Origin of the sequence: Mesorhizobium sp. B2-5-7 (genome assembly GCF_006440875.1) — a bacterium.
Taxonomy (GTDB): domain Bacteria; phylum Pseudomonadota; class Alphaproteobacteria; order Rhizobiales; family Rhizobiaceae; genus Mesorhizobium; species Mesorhizobium australicum.
The window spans coordinates 124766-144201 of the sequence record NZ_VFUO01000001.1; the positions used below are offsets into that span (position 1 = coordinate 124766).

General features: G+C 64.2%; 20 protein-coding genes and 1 other RNA gene. 20 read left to right on the forward strand and 1 reads right to left on the reverse strand.

The window, feature by feature from the left end:
• Positions 1-14 precede the first annotated feature (14 nt).
• The 8 genes from FJ543_RS00550 to FJ543_RS32170 all read left to right on the forward strand — a co-directional run bounded on the left by FJ543_RS00550 (position 15) and on the right by FJ543_RS32170 (position 4026).
• Positions 15-227, forward strand: coding sequence for a hypothetical protein (locus tag FJ543_RS00550; protein WP_015317194.1), 213 nt, complete (start codon positions 15-17; stop codon positions 225-227).
• A gap of 160 nt (positions 228-387) precedes the next feature.
• Complete coding sequence (locus FJ543_RS00555; RefSeq protein WP_041163805.1) at positions 388-1107, forward strand: DnaJ family molecular chaperone; 720 nt, start codon at positions 388-390, stop codon at positions 1105-1107.
• Positions 1104-1859, forward strand: a complete 756-nt coding sequence (locus FJ543_RS00560; RefSeq protein ID WP_140873328.1) for an N-acetylmuramoyl-L-alanine amidase — start codon at positions 1104-1106, stop codon at positions 1857-1859. The genes FJ543_RS00555 and FJ543_RS00560 overlap by 4 nt, the downstream gene beginning before the upstream one ends.
• 212 nt (positions 1860-2071) lie before the next feature.
• Positions 2072-2809 (forward strand): transglycosylase SLT domain-containing protein, encoded by a 738-nt coding sequence (locus FJ543_RS00565; RefSeq protein ID WP_140615616.1) that lies wholly within the window; start codon positions 2072-2074, stop codon positions 2807-2809.
• A 64-nt stretch (positions 2810-2873) separates the two neighbouring features.
• Positions 2874-3273, forward strand: an RNA gene (gene rnpB / locus FJ543_RS00570) — RNase P RNA component class A.
• A gap of 179 nt (positions 3274-3452) precedes the next feature.
• Positions 3453-3728, forward strand: a complete 276-nt coding sequence (locus FJ543_RS00575) for a type II toxin-antitoxin system ParD family antitoxin (protein ID WP_140615618.1) — start codon at positions 3453-3455, stop codon at positions 3726-3728.
• The gene (locus FJ543_RS32165; RefSeq protein ID WP_263495617.1) at positions 3725-3919 is read left to right on the forward strand and encodes a type II toxin-antitoxin system RelE/ParE family toxin; all 195 of its coding nucleotides are present in this window, start codon (positions 3725-3727) and stop codon (positions 3917-3919) included. The genes FJ543_RS00575 and FJ543_RS32165 overlap by 4 nt, the downstream gene beginning before the upstream one ends.
• A complete protein-coding gene (locus FJ543_RS32170) occupies positions 3847-4026 on the forward strand; it encodes a type II toxin-antitoxin system RelE/ParE family toxin (RefSeq protein WP_263484659.1) in 180 nt (59 codons plus the stop codon). Before FJ543_RS32165 ends, FJ543_RS32170 begins: the two co-directional genes overlap by 73 nt.
• Positions 4027-4141: 115 nt before the next feature.
• On the opposite strand, the gene FJ543_RS00585 is transcribed toward FJ543_RS32170, so the two are convergent.
• Positions 4142-5257 (reverse strand): cystathionine gamma-lyase, encoded by a 1116-nt coding sequence (locus FJ543_RS00585; RefSeq protein ID WP_140714569.1) that lies wholly within the window; start codon positions 5255-5257, stop codon positions 4142-4144.
• A gap of 408 nt (positions 5258-5665) precedes the next feature.
• On the opposite strand from FJ543_RS00585, the gene mraZ reads away from it, so the two are divergent.
• Genes mraZ through murB form a run of 12 tightly spaced genes read left to right on the forward strand, consistent with a single transcriptional unit; the run spans position 5666 to position 19408 of the window.
• Entirely contained in the window at positions 5666-6139 is a 474-nt protein-coding gene (mraZ, locus tag FJ543_RS00590) for a division/cell wall cluster transcriptional repressor MraZ (RefSeq protein WP_140714571.1), read from the forward strand.
• Positions 6136-7152: a 16S rRNA (cytosine(1402)-N(4))-methyltransferase RsmH gene (gene rsmH / locus FJ543_RS00595; RefSeq protein WP_140873330.1), complete on the forward strand. Its 1017-nt coding sequence runs from the start codon at positions 6136-6138 to the stop codon at positions 7150-7152. The genes mraZ and rsmH overlap by 4 nt, the downstream gene beginning before the upstream one ends.
• A gap of 4 nt (positions 7153-7156) precedes the next feature.
• Positions 7157-7552, forward strand: coding sequence for a hypothetical protein (locus tag FJ543_RS00600; protein ID WP_140714575.1), 396 nt, complete (start codon positions 7157-7159; stop codon positions 7550-7552).
• Positions 7549-9273 carry a penicillin-binding protein 2 gene (locus FJ543_RS00605; RefSeq protein WP_015317204.1) on the forward strand — a complete coding sequence of 575 codons (1725 nt, stop codon included), beginning with the start codon at positions 7549-7551 and terminating at the stop codon, positions 9271-9273. The genes FJ543_RS00600 and FJ543_RS00605 overlap by 4 nt, the downstream gene beginning before the upstream one ends.
• Positions 9274-9327: 54 nt before the next feature.
• Complete coding sequence (locus FJ543_RS00610; RefSeq protein WP_140873332.1) at positions 9328-10782, forward strand: UDP-N-acetylmuramoyl-L-alanyl-D-glutamate--2,6-diaminopimelate ligase; 1455 nt, start codon at positions 9328-9330, stop codon at positions 10780-10782.
• Positions 10779-12260 (forward strand): UDP-N-acetylmuramoylalanyl-D-glutamyl-2,6-diaminopimelate--D-alanyl-D-alanine ligase, encoded by a 1482-nt coding sequence (locus tag FJ543_RS00615; RefSeq protein ID WP_140873334.1) that lies wholly within the window; start codon positions 10779-10781, stop codon positions 12258-12260. Before FJ543_RS00610 ends, FJ543_RS00615 begins: the two co-directional genes overlap by 4 nt.
• 17 nt (positions 12261-12277) lie before the next feature.
• Positions 12278-13360, forward strand: a complete 1083-nt coding sequence (gene mraY, locus FJ543_RS00620; RefSeq protein WP_015317207.1) for a phospho-N-acetylmuramoyl-pentapeptide-transferase — start codon at positions 12278-12280, stop codon at positions 13358-13360.
• An 8-nt stretch (positions 13361-13368) separates the two neighbouring features.
• Positions 13369-14769: a UDP-N-acetylmuramoyl-L-alanine--D-glutamate ligase gene (murD, locus tag FJ543_RS00625; RefSeq protein WP_140660917.1), complete on the forward strand. Its 1401-nt coding sequence runs from the start codon at positions 13369-13371 to the stop codon at positions 14767-14769.
• On the forward strand, positions 14769-15920 hold the full coding sequence (gene ftsW, locus FJ543_RS00630; RefSeq protein WP_015317209.1) for a putative lipid II flippase FtsW: 1152 nt from the start codon (positions 14769-14771) through the stop codon (positions 15918-15920). The genes murD and ftsW overlap by 1 nt, the downstream gene beginning before the upstream one ends.
• 1 nt (position 15921) lies before the next feature.
• Complete coding sequence (gene murG, locus FJ543_RS00635) at positions 15922-17049, forward strand: undecaprenyldiphospho-muramoylpentapeptide beta-N-acetylglucosaminyltransferase (RefSeq protein WP_140660918.1); 1128 nt, start codon at positions 15922-15924, stop codon at positions 17047-17049.
• Complete coding sequence (gene murC, locus FJ543_RS00640) at positions 17046-18446, forward strand: UDP-N-acetylmuramate--L-alanine ligase (protein WP_140873336.1); 1401 nt, start codon at positions 17046-17048, stop codon at positions 18444-18446. Before murG ends, murC begins: the two co-directional genes overlap by 4 nt.
• Positions 18443-19408 (forward strand): UDP-N-acetylmuramate dehydrogenase, encoded by a 966-nt coding sequence (gene murB / locus FJ543_RS00645; RefSeq protein WP_140873338.1) that lies wholly within the window; start codon positions 18443-18445, stop codon positions 19406-19408. Before murC ends, murB begins: the two co-directional genes overlap by 4 nt.
• Positions 19409-19436 lie beyond the last annotated feature (28 nt).

Below are 19436 nucleotides of genomic sequence, written 5' to 3' on the forward strand. Positions count from 1 at the left end.
GAAGGAGAGACGTAATGAAAAAGCTCATTCTTGCTTCGGTGTCCGCCCTGGCCCTGCTGGGCGTTGCCGCCTGCAGCGACAGTGGCACAGGCACTGACAACACCACCACGCAGAGCACCAATCCGCCGGCTGCCGAGCAGCCGATGAAGCCTGCGGCCCCGGCCGATAATTCGACCAAGCCTGCCGAGCCGGCTCCGGCAACGCCCGCTCCTGCGCCCGCGCAGTAGTTTGTAAGCAGTAGGTGTCTTGGGAGGAAGGCCGGCTTCATGCCGGCCTTTCTCGTGGAGACCGCGCTCGGGACCGTGGATCGTCGGTGGCCACGGACCCGATAGAGAGTGGCCGTTATTGGCTTGATAGCGGGGACCGGTTGGCTCTATGAAGCTGGCCATGTCGATTTGGGACCGCCTCGGCGACTTCATCACGCGGGTTTCGTCTTCAACCACGTCAGGCGTCGCCGACGTGGTTGAAGCTGTGCGCACGGTTTTCTCCGGCGATGCCGACCTGCGCCGCCGCGTCGCCTTCTCGGTGGCGATGATCGCGCTGTCGGCCAAGATGGCCAAGGCCGACGGTATCGTCACCCAGGATGAGGTGCGCGCCTTCCAGGAAATTTTCGAAGTGCCGCCGAAGGAGACGCGCAACGTCGCGCGGCTGTTCGATCTGGCCCAGCGGGATGTGGCCGGTTTCGAGACCTATGCCGAGCGCATGGCGCAGCTCTGCGGCTCCGGGCACTCCAATTGCGTGATGTTGGAAGACATACTCGATGGCCTGTTCCACATCGCCAAGGCCGATGGGTTGGTGCATGAGCGCGAAGGCATCTTCCTGCACCGTATCGCCGAGATCTTCCGTATTGACGAGACGCATTACGAATCGATCATGGCGCGGCACGTCAATCTTGGTGCCGGCGACCCCTATGTCGTCCTCGGCATCGAGCGGGGCAAGCCGTTCGAGGAGGTCAGGAAACGCTATCGCAAGCTGGTGTCGGACAACCACCCGGATCGGCTGATCGCGCGCGGGCTGCCGCAGGAATTCATCAAGATCGCGACGACCAGGGTCGCGGCGATCAACGCCGCCTACGAGATGATCGAGCGGGGTCTGCGGCACGCATGAGCGGCTTCCTGCCCGACGAGCCAAGCGCCGAGGTCAGGGTATCGCCGAATTTCGGGCCAAGGCGCGACGCGCAGAAGCCCGAGATGATTGTGCTGCACTACACGGGCATGGCTACCGGGGCCGCGGCCGAAGCCTGGCTGTGCGATCCGGCGAGTGAAGTCTCGTCGCATTATCTCGTCCATGAGAATGGTCACGTCGTGCAGATGGTGCGGGAAAGCGATCGCGCGTGGCACGCCGGCCAGAGTTCCTGGTTCGGACGCACCGACATCAATTCCTGCTCGATCGGCATCGAAATCGTCAATCCCGGCCATTCACTGGGCTATCCCGGCTTTCCGAAACGTCAGATCACGGCGGTCATCGAGCTGTGCAAGGGGATTGTCACGCGGCACGCGATCACCCCCCAGCGGGTGTTGGCGCACTCCGACGTGGCGCCGGGGCGCAAGATCGATCCCGGCGAGAAGTTCCCATGGGCCGCGCTGTTTAAGGCCGGTGTCGGTCATCTCGTGCCGGCCGCTCCCGTCAGGCGCGGAGCCGCGCTGAAGTCCGGTGACCGCGGTGCCGATGTGGAGACGCTGCAGTCGATGCTGTCGCTTTATGGCTATGGCGTCGAGATATCGGGCATTTTCGACGACCGGACACGAATTGTCGTTGAGGCCTTTCAACGGCATTTTCGACCGCGCCGGATCGACGGAATCGCCGACGGCTCGACGATGCGCACGCTGCAGAAACTGCTTGCTTCCGCGAGGAATTGACCTCAGGTCAAGAGCGGGTCCAAGTAATCCTCGCTGGTCATAAAGTTACAAACTGTCACTGAAAGTGACTTGCCTCGCCTTCATTGGCGCCAAATCGGACTTCAAAGGGCGTTTCGTACAGTTTGTCGGACGTCCATCCCCCCGGGTGTTCCGATATTGATCAAGCGATGCCACGCGAAGATCTTCGCGTGGCCCCAACAGAACAGGATCACATGCAGAAATTGACCGTTTTAACGGCAGCTCTTGCTGCCGGGGTAATGAGTTTTGCCTTCAGTGCGGCCGACGCCGCGCCGTTAAGTCCACGGGCCGACCAGGGCCTCGTCGCGGCATCCGCCAAAGGCAAGGCCATTTCGGCCAAAAGCAACAAGACGACGAAGCAGGTTTCCGCGAAAGTGGAAAAGGCAAGCTGGGCCAAGGCAAGTGGGACCAAGGCAAGTAAGACCGGGGCAGGGAAATCCTCCGCCAAGAGGCAGACAAAGCGCGGCCGCAAAACCGTGGACATGACGACGACAGCATCGATCGGTCTCGGCAACGTCGCTGCGGCGACCGCGGCGGTGACGAGCGGTGGCCAGTATTCCGCGATTGTCGGCCGCTACGCGGCGACCTACGGGGTTCCGGTGTCGCTGGCCCAGGCCGTGATCAAGATCGAAAGCAACTACCGGCCGAATATGGTCGGCGGCGCCGGCGAGATCGGACTGATGCAGATCAAGCCGGCAACCGCGCGCATGATGGGTTACAGCGGGTCGGCCAAGGGCCTGTTCGATCCCGACACCAACATCAAATACGGCATGAAGTACCTCGCCATGGCGCGCGACCTCGGCGGCGGCACGACCTGCGGCACCATCCTGAAATACAATGCCGGCCATGGCGCCACCCGCATGAACCCGGTTTCGGCGGCCTATTGCAGCAAGGTCAAGGTCCAGTTGGCGGCCGTCGGCGCACCGGCTTGACAAGAACCGGGCACGACGGCTTTTTCGGTTGCGTTTTGCGGTGTGAACCCCTTTATACGCCCTGCCAGCTGGCCGGGCGGCCGCACCCGCAAACGCCGAAAGGCCGCGGGTGAGGAAAGTCCGGGCTCCATGGAAACACGGTGCCGGTTAATGGCCGGCGGGGGCGACCCCAGGGAAAGTGCCACAGAAAGCAAACCGCCACGATTTAGTCGGGGTAAGGGTGAAAGGGTGGGGTAAGAGCCCACCGCGCGACTGGCAACAGGAGCGGCACGGTAAACCCCACCGGGAGCAAGACCGAATAGGGGCGGTGCGAGGGGAAACCCTCGAGGGCTGTTTCCGGCCCACCGTCCGGGTAGGTTGCGTGAGGCGCATGGCAACATGCGCCCAAGATGAATGGCCGCCACGTTCTCGCCTCGCAAGGGGCGAGGGCCATACAAAACCCGGCTTACAGGCCAGCTGGCAGTTTCTCTCCACGACATCTGGGATTAACCTTTGGTACCAGAAGGTTGCGCCCATGGGCGCAACCTTCTGATTCAAGGGCACGGCGCTGATTTGCCCCGCCACAAGACAGAGATATCCGCCGACTTTCTTGAAATTGGTGCGATTAAATCGTACCGTCACGGCTCATCATCAGGAGCCTATCATGGGTCAGGTCGACAAACGCAGCATCACGCTTTCGCCGGAATTGGCTCAGGCGGTCGACGATGTGGTCGCGGCTGGAGAATACGCCTCGGCGAGCGAGGTGATCCGCGATGCGTTGAGGCAATGGAAGGACCGCCGCGACCTGATGGGCTACACGGTTGAGGAACTGCGCAAGCTGGTGCAGGAGGGGATCGACAGCGGGCCTGGTCGGTTTGCCTCGATGGACGAAATCAAGGCGGAGGCCCGCAGGCGTCTGCGATCTGACGACGCGGCATGAAGTTGCTGCCAATCGACCGCAGCGCTCGTGCGGAAGAGGATTTGATTGCGATCTGGCTTCATATTGCGGGCAACAACGAGGCAGCAGCGGACCGGTTGCTTGATCGTTTAGCGGCAAGATGGCGGCAATTGTCGACTTATCCCTACTCAGGTGCGCCACGCGACGACATTGCGCCGGGTATCGCCATCTGATTGTCGGCGAATATCTCACCTTGTACCGGGTCGGCGGTGATGCGATCGAAGTTCTTCGCGTGCTGCATGGTCGGCGCAACATCGAAGCCAATGACCTCGGCTCCTAAGCAATCCAGGAGAAGCGCTAGCGCTTTCCCTTGCGGAATTGCGTAATTGCGTAAAACAAAGAGTTAGGGCGGTTCGGCGATTCCATCAGACGCTGACCCGCTCGTGGTCGATTTGTCAGTCGCTGATCCTGTCCAGCGAGGCCTCGATTGCCTTCCAGAGTTCTTCCACGGGCTCACAACCGACCGATAGGCGAACGAAGCCAGCCGGAACCGCGTCGCCTCGCTTCAAGCGCCGCTCGGCCGAGGTGTGGACGCCGCCGAAGGAGGTTGCGGCCTGCATCAGGTCGCAATTGTTGATGAAATCCTCGGCTTTCTGCTCGGAAGCGAGTTCGAAGGAGATGAGGAAGCCGAAGCGCTCCATCTGGGCGCGCGCAAGATTGTGCGAGGGATCGCCTTCCAGGCCGGGATAGCGCAAGCCGTTGATCGCCCGATGGCCTTGCAGGCGCCGCGCGATCACTTCCGCCGACGAACACATGCGGTCGAAGCGCACATCCAATGTTTCCAGGCCGCGATGCACCAGCCAGGCTTCGAACGGCCCGGGGATGCTGCCCGAGACCTCGCGCCAGCCGGTCACGGCGGCGATGATATCCGCATTGCGGCTGGCAACATGTCCGAACAGCACGTCGGAATGGCCATTGGGTGCCTTGGTGTCGGCGGCGACAACGATATCGGCGCCGTGATCGAGAGGACGCTGGCCGAAGGGCGTCATCGTCGTGTTGTCGACCACCAGCAGCGCGCCGGCCTTGTGGACGGCTTCGGCGACAGCGGCGATATCGCAGATGTCCAGCCCCGGATTGGCCGGCGTTTCGACGAAGGCCAGGCGATAGCCCGCAAAACCGCCGTCGAGGAAAGTCGATGTCGGCCGGACATCGTAGGAGACGCCGAGCGGTTTCAGGAAGCGATCAGCCAGCGCCCTGGTGGTGTGATAACCGTCCGAAGGCAGCAGGACATGGTCGCCGGCCTTGAGCACGGCAAAGAATGCCGCCGAGATCGCTGCCATACCCGAGGGAAAACCGACGCAGGGCGCGTCTTCCAAATGGGACAACATGTGTTCGACGGCATCCCAGGTCGGGTTGCTGAAACGGCCGTACTGGTTAAAGCCGGTGGCATCGCCCGGTGCATGGAAGATGGCGGCCATGGTCAGTGGCAGGGGAATGGAATCGCCCATGGCAAACCCGCTGCGACGCAAATGGGGAAGGGCCGCAGCGCGCGATTTGGCAGTTTCAGACATCGAGTTTCAAATCCCTTGGCGATCAGTGAGATGGGGGAGACGCTATGCCCGGCCGCGGCTCGCGGCAAGGCGCCTCCAGTTGGACCAGCGAGGCTCTAAACGGTTCGTTAGGCTTAATAGACCATAAAGACGAGACGTGCCGTCAAAGCCTTCTCGTCGCCGTGATGCGCATGTTTGTGAAGCCCTATTCCCGTTGACGCCCATAGTGCCCCATGGTATCCCATTTCGACATCAAAGCCTTCGTTCCGCGTCAGGGTAAAGCGTACGCCAATCGGGCAGCCGCGGCGGCTGCGCGTTTGCCGTTTTTTGCCCCTGTGGACGAGGTTGGTGCGGGGCGGGCGCAGCGCTGCGGTGGCGCGTGCGACACGATGAAGAGGGGTGCGGCCGCGCAGGCGGCTGCAACGTGTGATGGACCGGTTTCTGTCGAACACGGTGAGCAGGATCGATGCGAAGGGGCGGGTGTCCGTTCCGGCGCATTTCCGTGCCGTGGTGCAGAAGCGCGGCTATTCGGAACTCTATGCACTGCGGTGCCTGGATCTGCCGGCGATGGATGTCGGCGGGCTCGATCTGCTCGATCGCTACGAGCAACGCATCGCGCGGGAAGACCCGTTCCTGCAGGCTGCGGACGACATGTCGTTCTTCTGCCATGGCGACGGAGCGTTCCTGAAACTCGACCAGGACGGCCGCATCACCATGACCGATTTCATTCGCGAACATGCCGGCATTTCCGCGGAGGTGGCCTTTGTCGGGCGCGGCAATTTCTTTCAGATCTGGGAGCCGGGACGGCTTGCGACCTACGGCGCGCAGGCGCGGGCCAGGCTTTTGCAGCTTCGGCAGGGCACGAAGACTCACGAGGCCAAGGCTGGGGAGCGACCGGAATGACGGTGGGCCACGGCGATGATATCAACGCCGTTGGCGGATCGGTCCGCCACATTCCGGTCCTCCTTGGCGAAGTGCTGGAAGCGCTGGCGCCGGCGGAGGGCGACATCGTCATCGACGGCACGTTCGGCGCCGGCGGCTATACCAAGGCGATACTGGCGACCGGCGCGTCCGTTGTCGCCATCGATCGCGATCCGGATGCCATCGCGGCCGGCCGCGACATCGAGGCGCAATCCGGCGGCCGGCTGAAGCTGGTGCAGGCGCCGTTCTCGACGCTCGACGAACACGTCGAAAGCGTCGACGGCGTCGTGCTCGACATCGGCGTTTCCTCCATGCAGCTCGACCAGGCCGAGCGCGGCTTTTCCTTCCGCAACGACGGACCGCTCGACATGCGGATGGCGCAGGCGGGCCTGAGTGCTGCCGATGTCGTCAACAGTTTCAAGCCGGGCGACCTTGCCCGCATCTTCGGCTTCCTCGGCGAAGAGCGTCACGCCGGCCGCATCGCGCGCATGATCGAGGCGCGCCGGGAAAAACGCCCATTCGAGCGCACGCTCGAACTCGCCGATGCGATCGAAACCCATATTGGACGCGCGCCGAAGGACAAGATCCATCCGGCGACCCGCGTCTTCCAGGCGCTGCGCATCTTCGTCAATGACGAGCTCGGGGAACTGGCCAGGGCGCTGTTCGCGGCCGAACGCGCGCTGAAGCCTGGTGGACGGCTCGCCGTGGTGACGTTCCATTCGCTGGAAGACCGCATCGTCAAGCGCTTCATCGCCGACCGCGCCGACACCATGACCGGCTCGCGCCACATGCCGGAGGCGCAGGCGCGCACCGCGACATTCCGCAAGGCTGGTGGCGGGGTGACCGCAGGCGATGCCGAGGTTGCGGCCAACCCACGCGCCCGCTCGGCCAGGTTGCGTGCCGCGATCCGCACCGAGGCTCCGGCGCGCGGCGACGATTTTTCGATTTTCGGCCTTCCAAAACTTCCCGGCATCGACCGGCCGGGGGAGAGGTAAGCACGTGTTTCGTACCAGCGACATTGTCCTGATCGCCGTCATGGTTTCGGCGGCCGCCCTGACCTACAAGGCCAAGCGCGAGGCCGAGGACCAGTTGACGGCCGTGCAGAAGATCCATGCCGAGATCCGTTACGAGGAGGACACGATCGACCTGCTCAAGGCCGACTGGAGCCTGCTCACCCAGCCGTCGCGCCTGCAGAAGCTGGCCGAACTCTATAAGTCGCAGCTCGCGCTGGAGCCGGTCAGTGCCCGCCAGATCGTGGGCCTGGGCGACCTGCCGGCCAAGGCCCTCGATATCCAGGACATCCTGAACGGGCGCCAGGGCGCGATGGCCGACAATTCCGATAAGGCGCCTTCAGGCGACAAGGATCCCGTCGTGACCGGAGACATCGCCCAATGATCGGCAAACTGCTGAAGCGCTTCGCGTCGGTGAGGCGCGCCAGGACGGGCGAGGACAGATCGATCGTGGTCGAAGGCGCCCGCAAGGCGACAGGCGGCAAGGGCAAGGCGCGCATCGTGATGACGATGGCCGTGTTCTTCGGCATCTTCTCGACCATATCCGGGCGGCTGGTCTATCTCGGTTTCCAGACACCCGACCTGTCGGGCGGGCCGCAGAGCCGGGTGACCGCCTCGCGGCCCGACATTGTCGACCGCAACGGCGAAGTGCTGGCCACCGACATCAAGACGGCGTCGCTGTTCGCCGAGCCGCGCCGCATCGTCGATGCCGACGAGGCGATCGAGAAGCTGTCGACGGTGCTGCCCGAAATCGACTACGAGCAGACCTATCACAAGCTGAAGAGCGGCGCCGGCTTCGTCTGGCTGCAGCGGCAGCTGACGCCCAAGCAGCAGGCCGACATCATGCAGCTCGGCATTCCCGGTTTTGGCTTCCGCACCGAAAAGCGCCGTTTCTATCCAAGCGGCGAAACCTCGTCCTACGTTGTCGGCCTGACCAACATCGACAACCAAGGCATTTCCGGCATGGAGAAATATATCGATGAGCAGGGCCTGAGCGACCTGCAGGCGTCGGGCCTGGCGGTGGCGAAGGATCTCAGGCCGGTGAAGCTTTCGATCGACCTGCGCGTCCAGCATGTGGTGCGCGACGAGATCGCCGCCGGCCTGGAACGCTATCGCGCCATGGGCGCAGGCGCGGTCGTGCTCAACGTCAAGACCGGCGAAGTGGTGGCCATGGCCTCGGTGCCGGATTTCGATCCGAACAATCCCTACAATGCGCAGGACAAAGACCGGCTCAACCGGATGTCGGCGGGGCTCTATGAGATGGGCTCGACGTTCAAGAGCTTCACCTCGGCCATGGCGCTCGATTCCGGCAAGGCGACGATGTCGAGCCGCTTCGACGCTTCGCATCCAATCCGCGTCGGCCACCAGGCCATTCACGATTTCCACGGCAAGAACCGTGTGCTGTCGTTGCCGGAGGTGTTCCTCTATTCGTCCAACATCGGATCGGCCAGGGAGGCAGAGCTGGTCGGCATCGAGGCGCACCGCGAATTCCTGCATCGCCTCGGCATTCTGGAGAAGATGCAGACCGAACTGCCCGAAGTCGCCCGCCCGACCGAGCCGAAAGTCTGGAAGCAGGTCAATTCGTTCACCATCGCCTTCGGGCATGGCGTGTCGACGACGCCGCTGCAAGCGGCTGTCGGCTGCGCGGCGCTGGTCAATGGCGGCTTCCTGATGCAGCCGACATTCCTGGTCCGCAGCCAAGAGGACGCGATGGCGGCGGCCAAGAAAGTGGTTACCGAAAAGACCGTCGAGGGCATGCGCTACCTCTATTCGCTCAACGCCGAGAAGGGTTCGGCCAGAAACGCCCGCGTTCCCGGCTACCGCGTCGGCGGCAAGACCGGAACGGCCGAGAAGGTCATCAACGGCCGTTACTCGAAGGAGTTGAATTTCAACACCTTCGTCGCCGCCTTCCCGATGGACGATCCGCAATATCTGGTGTTCACGATCGCCGACGCCCCGCATCCGGAAAAGCCTGGGATGACCGACGTCGCCGCCAACAATGCTGGGGTTATGGCCGGCAATATCATCAGGCGTTCAGCGGCCATGCTTGGCGTGAAGCCAGATTTCAGCCATGAAAATGGTGCAACGCTGGTTTCCTATCAGTGATTCTTGGGGCGCGCCGGCAACTGCGCGCTATTTTGTTGCGGTGAACGGGACTCGATGAAGCTCAAAGATCTAGCCGGTATCCTGCCAGTCGAAGGAACAGCTTCCGCCGATCTGGAGGTCACCGGCATCTCGTCCGATTCCCGCCAGGTAAAACCGGGCGTCGTCTTTTTCGCGCTTGCCGGAACCAAGGCCGATGGCGCGAGCTACGCCGCTGATGCGGCCCGGCGTGGCGCCGCCATGATCGTCTTGGGCAACGGGAGCGCCCTTGCCGATTTGCCGGTTCCGGTGCTGGCGGTCGATGATCCGCGCCTGGCACTGGCGTTGAGTGCCGCCCGCTACTTCGGCAAACAGCCGCAAACCATGGTCGCGGTTACCGGCACCAGCGGCAAGACGTCGGTTGCCGCCTTCACCAGGCAGATTTGGGAGCAGGCGGGATACGCCGCCGCCTCGATCGGCACCACTGGCGTGGTCGCGCCCGGCCGCAACGAATATGGTTCGCTGACGACACCCGATCCGGTCGCCCTGCACCGGTTGCTCAGGGAATTGGCCGATGCCGGCGTTACCCACGCCTCGATGGAGGCCTCCAGCCACGGGCTCGACCAGCGCCGCCTCGACGGGGTGAAGCTCTCGGCCGGGGGCTTCACCAATCTCGGCCGCGACCACATGGATTACCATCCGACGATCGAGGATTATCATCGCGCCAAATTGCGCCTGTTCGACACGCTGCTGCCGAAGGGTGCCCCCGCCATCGTCTTCGCCGACGATCCGTGGTCGGAACCGACGATAAAGGCGGCGCGGGCCGCCGGGCTCGATGTGCTGACGGTCGGCCGCCATGGCGATTTCCTCAGGCTGAAGCGGGTCGAGCATGAGCGTCATCGCCAGCGTGCCGAGGTCGAGGCCGACGGTGTGATCCACGAGATCGACCTGCCGCTCGCCGGCGATTTCCAGATCGCGAATGCGCTGGTTTCGGCGGGGCTGGCCATTTCCACTGGAACGTCTGTCGCCAAAGCCTTGGCGGCATTGGAGAAATTGAAAGGGGCGCCGGGCCGGCTCGATCTCGTCGGCACCACGGCGAGCGGCGCGCCGGTCTATGTCGATTACGCGCACAAGCCCGATGCGCTGGAGAACGTGCTGGCCTCGGTGCGTCCGTTCACCACCGGCCGTGTCATGGTCGTCTTCGGCTGTGGTGGCGACCGCGACCGTGGCAAACGACCGATCATGGGCGAGATCGCGACCCGGCTTGCAGATGTCGTCATCGTCACCGACGACAATCCGCGCTCGGAAGTGCCCGAAACCATCCGCGCCGCCATTCTTGGGGCCGCGCCCGGCGCCATGGAGATCGGCGACCGGCGCAAGGCTATCCACGAGGCTGTCGGCATGCTGCATGCCGGCGACACCCTGATCGTGGCCGGCAAGGGCCACGAGGAAGGCCAGACGATCGGCTCGGAAACCCTGCATTTCTCCGACCACGAGGAAGTGCGCGCCGCGCTCCGGGAGCATGCCGCATGAGCTTGCTGTGGACGTCGGAAGCGCTGGTTGCCGCCACGGACGGGCGGCCGCTCGGCCCCATGCCCGAAGGCATATCGGGCATTTCGATCGACAGCCGCAGCCTGCAGCCGGGCGATGCTTTCTTTGCCATCAAGGGCGAGGCGATGGACGGCCATGACTTCGTCACCGCGGCCATCAAGGCCGGCGCCGGCGTGCTGGTGGTGGCCGAAGGCAAGCTGCCCTCACTTGGCCGGTTGACCGCGCCGATCATCGTCGTCGACGACGTCCTGGTTGCGCTGGAAAAGCTCGGTGTCGCGGCGCGCGCCCGCTCGCAAGCCAAGATCATCGCGGTGACCGGCTCGGCGGGCAAGACCACGACCAAGGAGGCGCTGCGCCACGTGCTTTCGGCTGTCGGCAAGGTGCATGCCTCGGCGCAGTCCTTCAACAACCATTGGGGCGTGCCGCTGACCTTGGCGCGCATGCCCGCCGATTGCGATTATGCCGTGTTCGAGATCGGGATGAACCATCCCGATGAGATCCGGCCGCTGGTGAAGATGGTGCGGCCGCATGTCGCCATCGTCACCATGATCGGGGCCGCGCATCTTGGCTTCTTCCGCAACCTGGACGAGATCGCCAAGGCCAAGGCCGAGATTTTCGAGGGCCTGGAGCCCGATGGTGCTGCCGTCCTCAACCGCGACGATGCGCGTTTCAAGCTGCTGTACAAAATGGCAAAGGCTGCCGGCGTCGAACATATCCATGGCTTCGGCGAGAATGCACGCTCGACCTTCAAGCTGGTCAAATGCGAGTTGCATGCCGACCATTCCGACATCGCCGCCCGGATCAGCGGCCACGATATGATCGCCCGTATCGGCGCGCCCGGCCGGCACATGGTGCAGAACGTGCTGGCGGTGCTTGGCGCCGCGCATCTGGTTGGCGCCGATCTCGACAAGGTTGCATTGGCGCTGGCCGATCTCTCGGCCGAGCGCGGGCGCGGCAAGCGCCACGTGCTGCGGCATCCCGGTGGCCCGATTTCGGGCCGGGCCGGGGGCCTGATTTCGAGCCAGGCCGGTGGCTCGATCACGCTGATCGACGAGAGCTACAACGCCAATCCTGCCTCGATGGCGGCCGCGATGGCGCTGCTCAACGCGACGCCGGTAACGGGCGAGGGCAGGCGCATCGCCGTGCTTGGCGACATGCTCGAGCTCGGCGATCACTCGGCCAAGCTGCACGCTGCTCTTGCCGATCTCATCGTCGGGACCGGCACGCGGACGGTCTTTCTCGGCGGCCCGGAAATGCGGTCGCTGGCGGAAGCGCTGCCGGACGATATCAGGACGGAATACCGCGCCGGCGTCGAGGAGTTGAAGCCGGTGCTGCTCGCCGCGCTGAAGCCGGGCGACGTGGTGATGATCAAATCGTCGAAGGGCATCGGTTTTGCAAAACTGGTCGATGCGCTGCTGGGCAAATTCCCGGCTGAAACGACAACAAGCAACCAGACCTAGTCGGGGGACGAAAGCGCATGTTCACACTGCTGGTCGATTTCGCGGACAAGGTCTCTGTCTTCAATGTCTTCCGCTACATCACGTTCCGCACCGGCGGGGCGCTGATCACCTCCGCCCTGATCGTCTTCATCTTCGGGCCGACCATCATCAATTCGCTGCGGCTCAGGCAAGGCAAGGGCCAACCGATCCGCGCCGACGGGCCGCAGACCCATTTCAAAAAGGCAGGTACGCCGACCATGGGCGGACTGATGATCCTGTCCGGCATCATCGGCTCGTCGCTTTTATGGGCGAACCTGTCCAGCATCTATGTCTGGGTGGTGCTTTTGGTAACACTCGGCTTCGGCTCGATCGGCTTTTACGACGACTATCTGAAGGTGACGAAGCAGTCGCATCTCGGCTTCTCCGGCAAGGCGCGGCTTGCGTTGGAATTCGTTATCGCCGGCATCGCCGCCTGGGCGATCATGCACAATGGCCAGGCGCCGTTCTCGTCGTCGCTGACATTCCCCTTCGCCAAGGAATTCATTATCAACCTCGGCTGGTTCTTCATTCCGTTCTCCTGCTTCGTCATCGTCGGCGCCGGCAATGCGGTGAACCTGACCGATGGCCTCGATGGCCTTGCGATCGTGCCGATCATGATCGCGGCGGCGTCCTTCGGCGTCATCGCCTATCTCTCGGGCAACGCGGTTTTCGCCGAATATCTGCAGATCCATTTCGTGCCTGGCACTGGTGAACTGGCGGTCGTGCTTGGCGCGGTCATCGGCGCCGGCCTAGGCTTCCTGTGGTTCAACGCGCCGCCCGCGGCGATCTTCATGGGCGACACCGGATCGCTGGCCATGGGCGGCCTGATCGGCACGGTCGCGGTCGCCACCAAGCACGAGATCGTGCTCGTCATCGTCGGCGGCCTGTTCGTGGTCGAGATTCTCTCGGTCATCATCCAGGTCGGCTACTTCAAGATGACCGGCAAGCGCGTGTTCCTGATGGCGCCGATCCACCATCATTTCGAAAAGCTCGGCTGGACCGAAAGCCAGGTGGTGATCCGCTTCTGGATCATCGCCGTCATCCTGGCGCTGGTCGGTCTTTCCACCCTCAAGCTCAGATAGGCCGCCACTTGATCCCCGCCGCATCATTCGCAGGCAAGCGTGTATCGCTCTTCGGGCTCGGCGGCTCGGGGATCGCCACGGCGCGCGCGCTGATCGAGGGCGGCGCCGAGGTGCTGGCCTGGGACGACAATCCCGGCAGCGTCGCCAAGGCGGCTGCCACCGGCATCGCCACCGGCGATCTGCGTGGCGCCGACTGGGCCGGTTTTTCCGCCTTCGTGCTGTCGCCCGGCGTGCCGCTGACCCACCCCAAGCCGCACTGGACCGTGGAATTGGCACGTGGGGCCGGCGTCGAGGTCATCGGCGATATCGAGCTGTTCTGCAGGGAACGGACGCAGCGTGCGCCGGATGCTCCCTTCATCGCCATCACCGGCACCAACGGCAAGTCGACGACGACGGCGCTGACGGCGCATATCCTTCAAGCCTCCGGGCGCGACACGCAGATGGGTGGCAATATCGGCCGTGCGGTGATGACGCTCGATCCGCCGAAGCCTGGCCGGCATTATGTAGTCGAATGCTCGTCCTACCAGATCGACCTTGCGCCCTCGATCAATCCGACGGCCGGCATCCTGCTCAATCTAACGCCCGACCATCTCGACCGCCACGGCACCATGCAGCACTACGCTTCGATCAAGGAGCGGCTGGTGGCGGGCAGCGAGACGGCGATCATCGGCATCGACGATTCCTGGTGCGCGCAGATCGCCGATCGGCTGGAGCGGGCAGGGCGGCAGGTCGTCCGCATTTCCAAGCGCCTGCCGCTGACCGACGGCTATTTCGCCGATGGCACCAATCTGATGGAAGCCGTGCACGGCCGCTACAGCCGGGTAGCCTTCCTCGAAGGCATTGGCTCGCTGCGTGGTCAGCACAATGCGCAAAACGCGTTGGCCGCCGTCGCCGCTTGCCTCAAGGTCGGGCTCAACCTTGGCGAGATCCAGTCTGGGCTGGAAAGCTTCCCGGGTCTGGCGCACCGCATGGAGCAGGTTGGCCGCAAGGACCATGTGCTGTTCGTCAACGATTCCAAGGCGACCAATGCCGATGCCGCCGCACCCGCGCTGTCCAGCTTCAATCGCATCTACTGGATCGCCGGCGGCCTGCCCAAGGAAGGCGGCATCGAGCCGCTACGCGGTTTCTTCCCGCGCATCGCCAAGGCTTATCTGATCGGCGAGGCGGCGCCCGCCTTTTCGGCGACGCTCGGCGAGGCCGTGCCCTACGAGATCTCGGGCACGCTGGCGGCAGCGGTGGAGCATGCCGCGCATGACGCGGCCAAGGACGACAGTGGCGAGGCGGTGGTGCTGTTGTCGCCGGCCTGCGCCAGTTTCGACCAGTTCAAGAATTTCGAGGTCCGCGGCGAAGCCTTCAGGCAAGCTGCGAGCGCTATGGATGGCGTCAAACCCATCGGAGGGGCACGATAATGCAGAGCCGTCTCGACAAAAGTCCGGTCGCAACCTGGTGGTGGACCATCGATCGCTGGTTCCTGGCGGCGTTTCTGTCGCTGATGGGGCTCGGCATCGTGTTGTCCTTCGCGGCAAGTCCCGCGGTGGCCGAACGCATCGGCCTCGACAGTTTCCATTTCGCCACCCGGCAGATCATCTTCACCGTGCCTGCGCTCGGCGTGATGCTGGCGGTCTCGTTCCTGGATTCCAGGCAGATCCGGCGCATGTCGCTGATTATGCTGTGCCTGATGCTGGTGCTGATGGTGGCGGTGCTCTATGTCGGCGTCGAGGTGAAGGGCGCGCGCCGCTGGGTGTCGCTTGCCGGCCTGTCCATCCAGCCGTCCGAGTTCCTCAAGCCGGCCTTCGTCATCATGTGCGCGTGGCTGTTCGCCGAGCACAAGCGCCAGCCCGACATTCCGGGTAATCTGTTCGCCATGCTGCTCCTGGTGCTGGTCGTGTCGCTGCTGGTGGCGCAGCCGGACCTCGGTCAGACCATGCTGACCACCGGCACCTGGGGCATCATGTTCTTCATGGCGGGGCTGCCATGGCTTTGGATCATCGTGCTGGGCGCTGCCGGCGTCGGCGGCGTCTTCGCCGCCTATACGGTGTTTCCGCACGTCGCGCTGCGCATCGACAAGTTCCTCACCGGCGAAGGCGACACGTTCCAGGTCGACATGGGCCGCGATGCGCTGATCAATGGCGGCTGGTTCGGCGTCGGGCCGGGCGAGGGCACGGTCAAGCGGGTCATCCCCGACAGCCATGCCGACTTCGTCTTCTCGGTCGCGGGCGAAGAATTTGGGCTGATCATGTGTTTCTTCATCATGTCGATCTTCGCCTTCATCGTGCTGCGCGGTCTCAACACGGCGCTCAAGGAGCATGACGACTTCACCCGTTATGCGGTCGGCGGTCTGGTCACTGTGTTCGGCCTGCAGGCCGTCATCAACATGTGCGTCAACCTGCAACTGGTGCCGGCAAAGGGCATGACGCTGCCCTTCATCTCCTACGGCGGCTCCTCGCAGATCGCCATCGCCATCTCGATGGGGATGGTGCTGGCGCTGACGCGCAAGCGGCCGGAGAAGCGCAAGCAGATGGGCTTTACCCTGCCGCAGCGCGCCATGCCGGCGGAGTGACATGGCCAGAGGCGTTATCCTTCTCGCGGCGGGCGGAACCGGCGGACATCTGTTTCCAGCCGAAGCGCTGGCGCATGAACTCCTCGATCGCGGCTGGGCGGTGCATCTGGCGACCGACACCCGGGCCGAACGGTTTGCCGCCCATTTTCCTGCGGCGGCCGTCCATCCGATCCAGTCGGCGACGTTAGGCTCGAAAAATCCCTTCGCCCTGCTCGGCGCCTTCTGGAAAATCTGGAGCGGCGTGCGTCAGGCCTCCGCCATCATCGGCAGGGTCAAGCCGGAGGCCGTGGTCGGCTTTGGCGGCTATCCGACCTTGCCGCCGCTCTACGCGGCGACGCGGCGCAAGGTGCCGACGCTGATCCACGAGCAGAACGCGGTGATGGGGCGCGCCAACCGGGCGCTGGCCGGCCGTGTCGACGCGATCGCCGGCGGCTTCCTGCCGCAGGATGAAAGCGCGGCCGGCGCCAAGACTGTGACGACCGGCAATCCGGTCCGGCCGGCTGTGCTCGAAGCGGCCAGGACGCCTTACGCGGCTTCAACCGGGGATGAGCCTTTCCGCCTGCTGGTGTTCGGCGGCAGCCAGGGCGCACAGTTCTTTTCCGATGCCATGCCAGGGGCCATCGCGCTGCTTTCCGACGCACAGCGCAAGCGCCTTGTCGTGACCCAACAAGCTCGCGCGGACGACGTGGCGCGGGTGAAGGCGGCCTATGCCGCGCTCGGCGTCGCCGTCGAGGTCTCGCCGTTCTTCACCGACATGGCGGCGCGCATAGCGGCGGCGCATCTTGTAATCTCTCGTTCCGGCGCCTCGACCGTGTCGGAAATCGCCGTCATCGGCCGGCCGGCGCTGCTGGTGCCCTATCCCTTCGCGCTCGACCACGACCAGGCGGCCAATGCAGCCGCCCTTGCGGCCGCCGGCGGTGGCGAGGTGCATGTGCAATCCTCGCTTTCGCCCGAGCGCATCGCGGCACTGCTCGGCGCCCTGATAGACCAACCGGAGCGGCTGGCGACGATGGCTGCCGCGGCCAAGTCGGTCGGCAGGCCCGACGCGGCGCGGTTGCTCGCCGACCTCACAGAGGCTATTGCGTCCCGCAAAACAGTATCGGATTTCAGGAAGGGGACGCACCCATGAAGATGCCGCAGACCATCGGCCTCGTGCATTTCATCGGCATTGGCGGCATCGGCATGAGCGGCATCGCCGAGGTGCTGCACAATCTCGGCTACAAGGTGCAAGGGTCCGATCAGGCCGACAGCGCCAATGTACAGCGGCTGCGCGACAAGGGCATCGAATGCTTCGTCGGCCACAAGGCGGAGAATCTCGGTGACGCCGAGGTCATCGTCGTCTCCACGGCGATCAAGAAGTCGAATCCGGAGCTGAAGGCGGCGCGTGAAAAGCTGTTGCCGATCGTGCGCCGCGCGGAGATGCTGGCCGAGCTGATGCGTTTTCGCCAGGCGGTGGCGATCGGCGGCACGCATGGCAAGACGACGACGACCTCGATGGTGGCGACGCTGCTCGAGGCCGGCGGGCTCGACCCGACCGTCATCAATGGCGGCATCATCAATGCGTACGGCACCAATGCCCGCATGGGCGATGGCGAGTGGATGGTGGTCGAAGCCGACGAAAGCGACGGCACCTTCCTTAAGCTGCCGGCCGACATCGCCGTCATCACCAACATCGACCCCGAGCATCTCGATCATTACGGCAATTTCGACAATGTGCGCGAAGCGTTCCGCCAGTTCGTCGAGAACGTGCCTTTCTATGGCTTTGGGGTGATGTGCACCGATCACCCGGAAGTGCAGGCGCTGGTCGGGCGCATCGAGGATCGGCGTGTCATCACCTATGGCGAGAACGCACAGGCCGATGTGCGCTTCACCAACCATCGCATGGCGGGGGCGACCTCGGAGTTCGACGTGATCATCCGCGACCGCAAGGGGCGCGGCCAGACGGCAATTTCGGGCCTGCGCCTGCCGATGCCCGGCCGCCACAATGTTTCCAACGCGACCGCCGCGATCGCGGTCGCGCATGAACTCGGCCTGTCGGCCGAGGCGATCAAGAAAGGCCTGTCGTCTTTCGCCGGCGTCAAGCGCCGCTTCACCCACACCGGTTCCTGGAACGGTGTCGACGTGTTCGACGATTACGGCCACCACCCGGTCGAAATCTCGGCGGTGCTGAAGGCGGCGCGCAGCGCCACCAACGGGCGTGTCATCGCCATTGCCCAGCCGCACCGCTTCACCCGGTTGCATGATCTGTTCAACGAGTTCTCCGCCTGCTTCAACGATGCCGACACGGTGATGGTCGCCCCGGTCTACGCCGCCGGCGAAGAGCCGATGGACGGCGTGACATCGGACGCGCTGGTGTCGCGTATCCGCGCCGGCGGCCATCGCGACGCCCGCTACATCGAGGGACCGGCCGACATCGCGCCCGTCATCCGCGACATCGCCAAGCCCGGCGACTTTGTCGTCTTTCTCGGCGCCGGCAATATCACTCAGTGGGCCTATGCGCTGCCGAAGGAGCTTGCCGCCCCATGATGAACGGCCAGGCCCTGATCGACAGACTTGGCGACCGGCTGGCCGGTCTGCGCGGCCGCGTCACGCCGAATGCCGAGATGGACAAGATCACCTGGTTCCGGGCTGGCGGCCTTGCCGAGGCGCTGTTCCAGCCTGCGGACGAGGAGGATCTGTCGGCCTTCCTCAGAGCCGTTCCCGAAGAGATACCCCTGACCATCGTTGGCGTCGGTTCGAACCTTCTGGTCCGCGACGGCGGCATTCCGGGTTTCGTCATCAGGCTTTCGGCCAAGGGCTTTGGCGAGGCGGAAGTCGTTTCCCCGATCAGGATCAAGGCAGGTGCCGCCACGCCAGACAAGCGCATGGCGGCGGTGGCGCTCGAGGCCGGCATTGGCGGCTTCCATTTCTATCACGGCATTCCAGGCGCTATCGGCGGCGCGCTCAGGATGAATGCCGGCGCCAACGGGGTCGAGACGCGCGAGCGTGTCGTCGAGGTGCGGGCGCTCGACCGCGCGGGCAACGCCCAAACGCTGAGCAATGCCGAGATGGGCTATGCCTACCGCCATTCGGCGGCGCCCGCCGGGCTGATCTTCACTTCGGCCGTTTTCGAAGGCTTTGCCGAGGACAGGGCGGTGATCAAGGCGGCGATGGATGCGGTGCAGAACCATCGCGAGACCGTGCAGCCGATCCGCGAGAAGACGGGCGGCTCGACCTTCAAGAATCCGGAAGGCACGTCGGCCTGGAAGGAGATCGACAAGGCGGGTTGCCGCGGGCTGATGATCGGCGGTGCGCAGATGTCGCCGATGCACTGCAACTTCATGATCAACACCGGAACGGCGACCGGCTACGACCTCGAATATCTCGGCGAGACGGTGCGCGCGCGCGTGCTCGAGCATTCCGGCATCCGGTTGCAGTGGGAGATCAAGCGCATCGGCAATTTCCGTTCCGGATATGCCGTCCAGGAGTTCCTCGGCCAGCTTCTCTAGCGCCTCTTGAAGTTCACGTGATGCGTGA

Coding starts and splice junctions, on each gene's coding strand:
- FJ543_RS00550 (WP_015317194.1), top strand. CDS start 15: ATGAAAAAGCTCATTCTTGCTTCGGTGTCCGCCCTGGCCCTGCTGGGC.
- FJ543_RS00555 (WP_041163805.1), top strand. CDS start 388: ATGTCGATTTGGGACCGCCTCGGCGACTTCATCACGCGGGTTTCGTCT.
- FJ543_RS00560 (WP_140873328.1), top strand. CDS start 1,104: ATGAGCGGCTTCCTGCCCGACGAGCCAAGCGCCGAGGTCAGGGTATCG.
- FJ543_RS00565 (WP_140615616.1), top strand. CDS start 2,072: ATGCAGAAATTGACCGTTTTAACGGCAGCTCTTGCTGCCGGGGTAATG.
- FJ543_RS00575 (WP_140615618.1), top strand. CDS start 3,453: ATGGGTCAGGTCGACAAACGCAGCATCACGCTTTCGCCGGAATTGGCT.
- FJ543_RS32165 (WP_263495617.1), top strand. CDS start 3,725: ATGAAGTTGCTGCCAATCGACCGCAGCGCTCGTGCGGAAGAGGATTTG.
- FJ543_RS32170 (WP_263484659.1), top strand. CDS start 3,847: ATGGCGGCAATTGTCGACTTATCCCTACTCAGGTGCGCCACGCGACGA.
- FJ543_RS00585 (WP_140714569.1), bottom strand. CDS start 5,257: ATGTCTGAAACTGCCAAATCGCGCGCTGCGGCCCTTCCCCATTTGCGT.
- mraZ (WP_140714571.1), top strand. CDS start 5,666: ATGGACCGGTTTCTGTCGAACACGGTGAGCAGGATCGATGCGAAGGGG.
- rsmH (WP_140873330.1), top strand. CDS start 6,136: ATGACGGTGGGCCACGGCGATGATATCAACGCCGTTGGCGGATCGGTC.
- FJ543_RS00605 (WP_015317204.1), top strand. CDS start 7,549: ATGATCGGCAAACTGCTGAAGCGCTTCGCGTCGGTGAGGCGCGCCAGG.
- FJ543_RS00610 (WP_140873332.1), top strand. CDS start 9,328: ATGAAGCTCAAAGATCTAGCCGGTATCCTGCCAGTCGAAGGAACAGCT.
- FJ543_RS00615 (WP_140873334.1), top strand. CDS start 10,779: ATGAGCTTGCTGTGGACGTCGGAAGCGCTGGTTGCCGCCACGGACGGG.
- mraY (WP_015317207.1), top strand. CDS start 12,278: ATGTTCACACTGCTGGTCGATTTCGCGGACAAGGTCTCTGTCTTCAAT.
- ftsW (WP_015317209.1), top strand. CDS start 14,769: ATGCAGAGCCGTCTCGACAAAAGTCCGGTCGCAACCTGGTGGTGGACC.
- murG (WP_140660918.1), top strand. CDS start 15,922: ATGGCCAGAGGCGTTATCCTTCTCGCGGCGGGCGGAACCGGCGGACAT.
- murC (WP_140873336.1), top strand. CDS start 17,046: ATGAAGATGCCGCAGACCATCGGCCTCGTGCATTTCATCGGCATTGGC.
- murB (WP_140873338.1), top strand. CDS start 18,443: ATGATGAACGGCCAGGCCCTGATCGACAGACTTGGCGACCGGCTGGCC.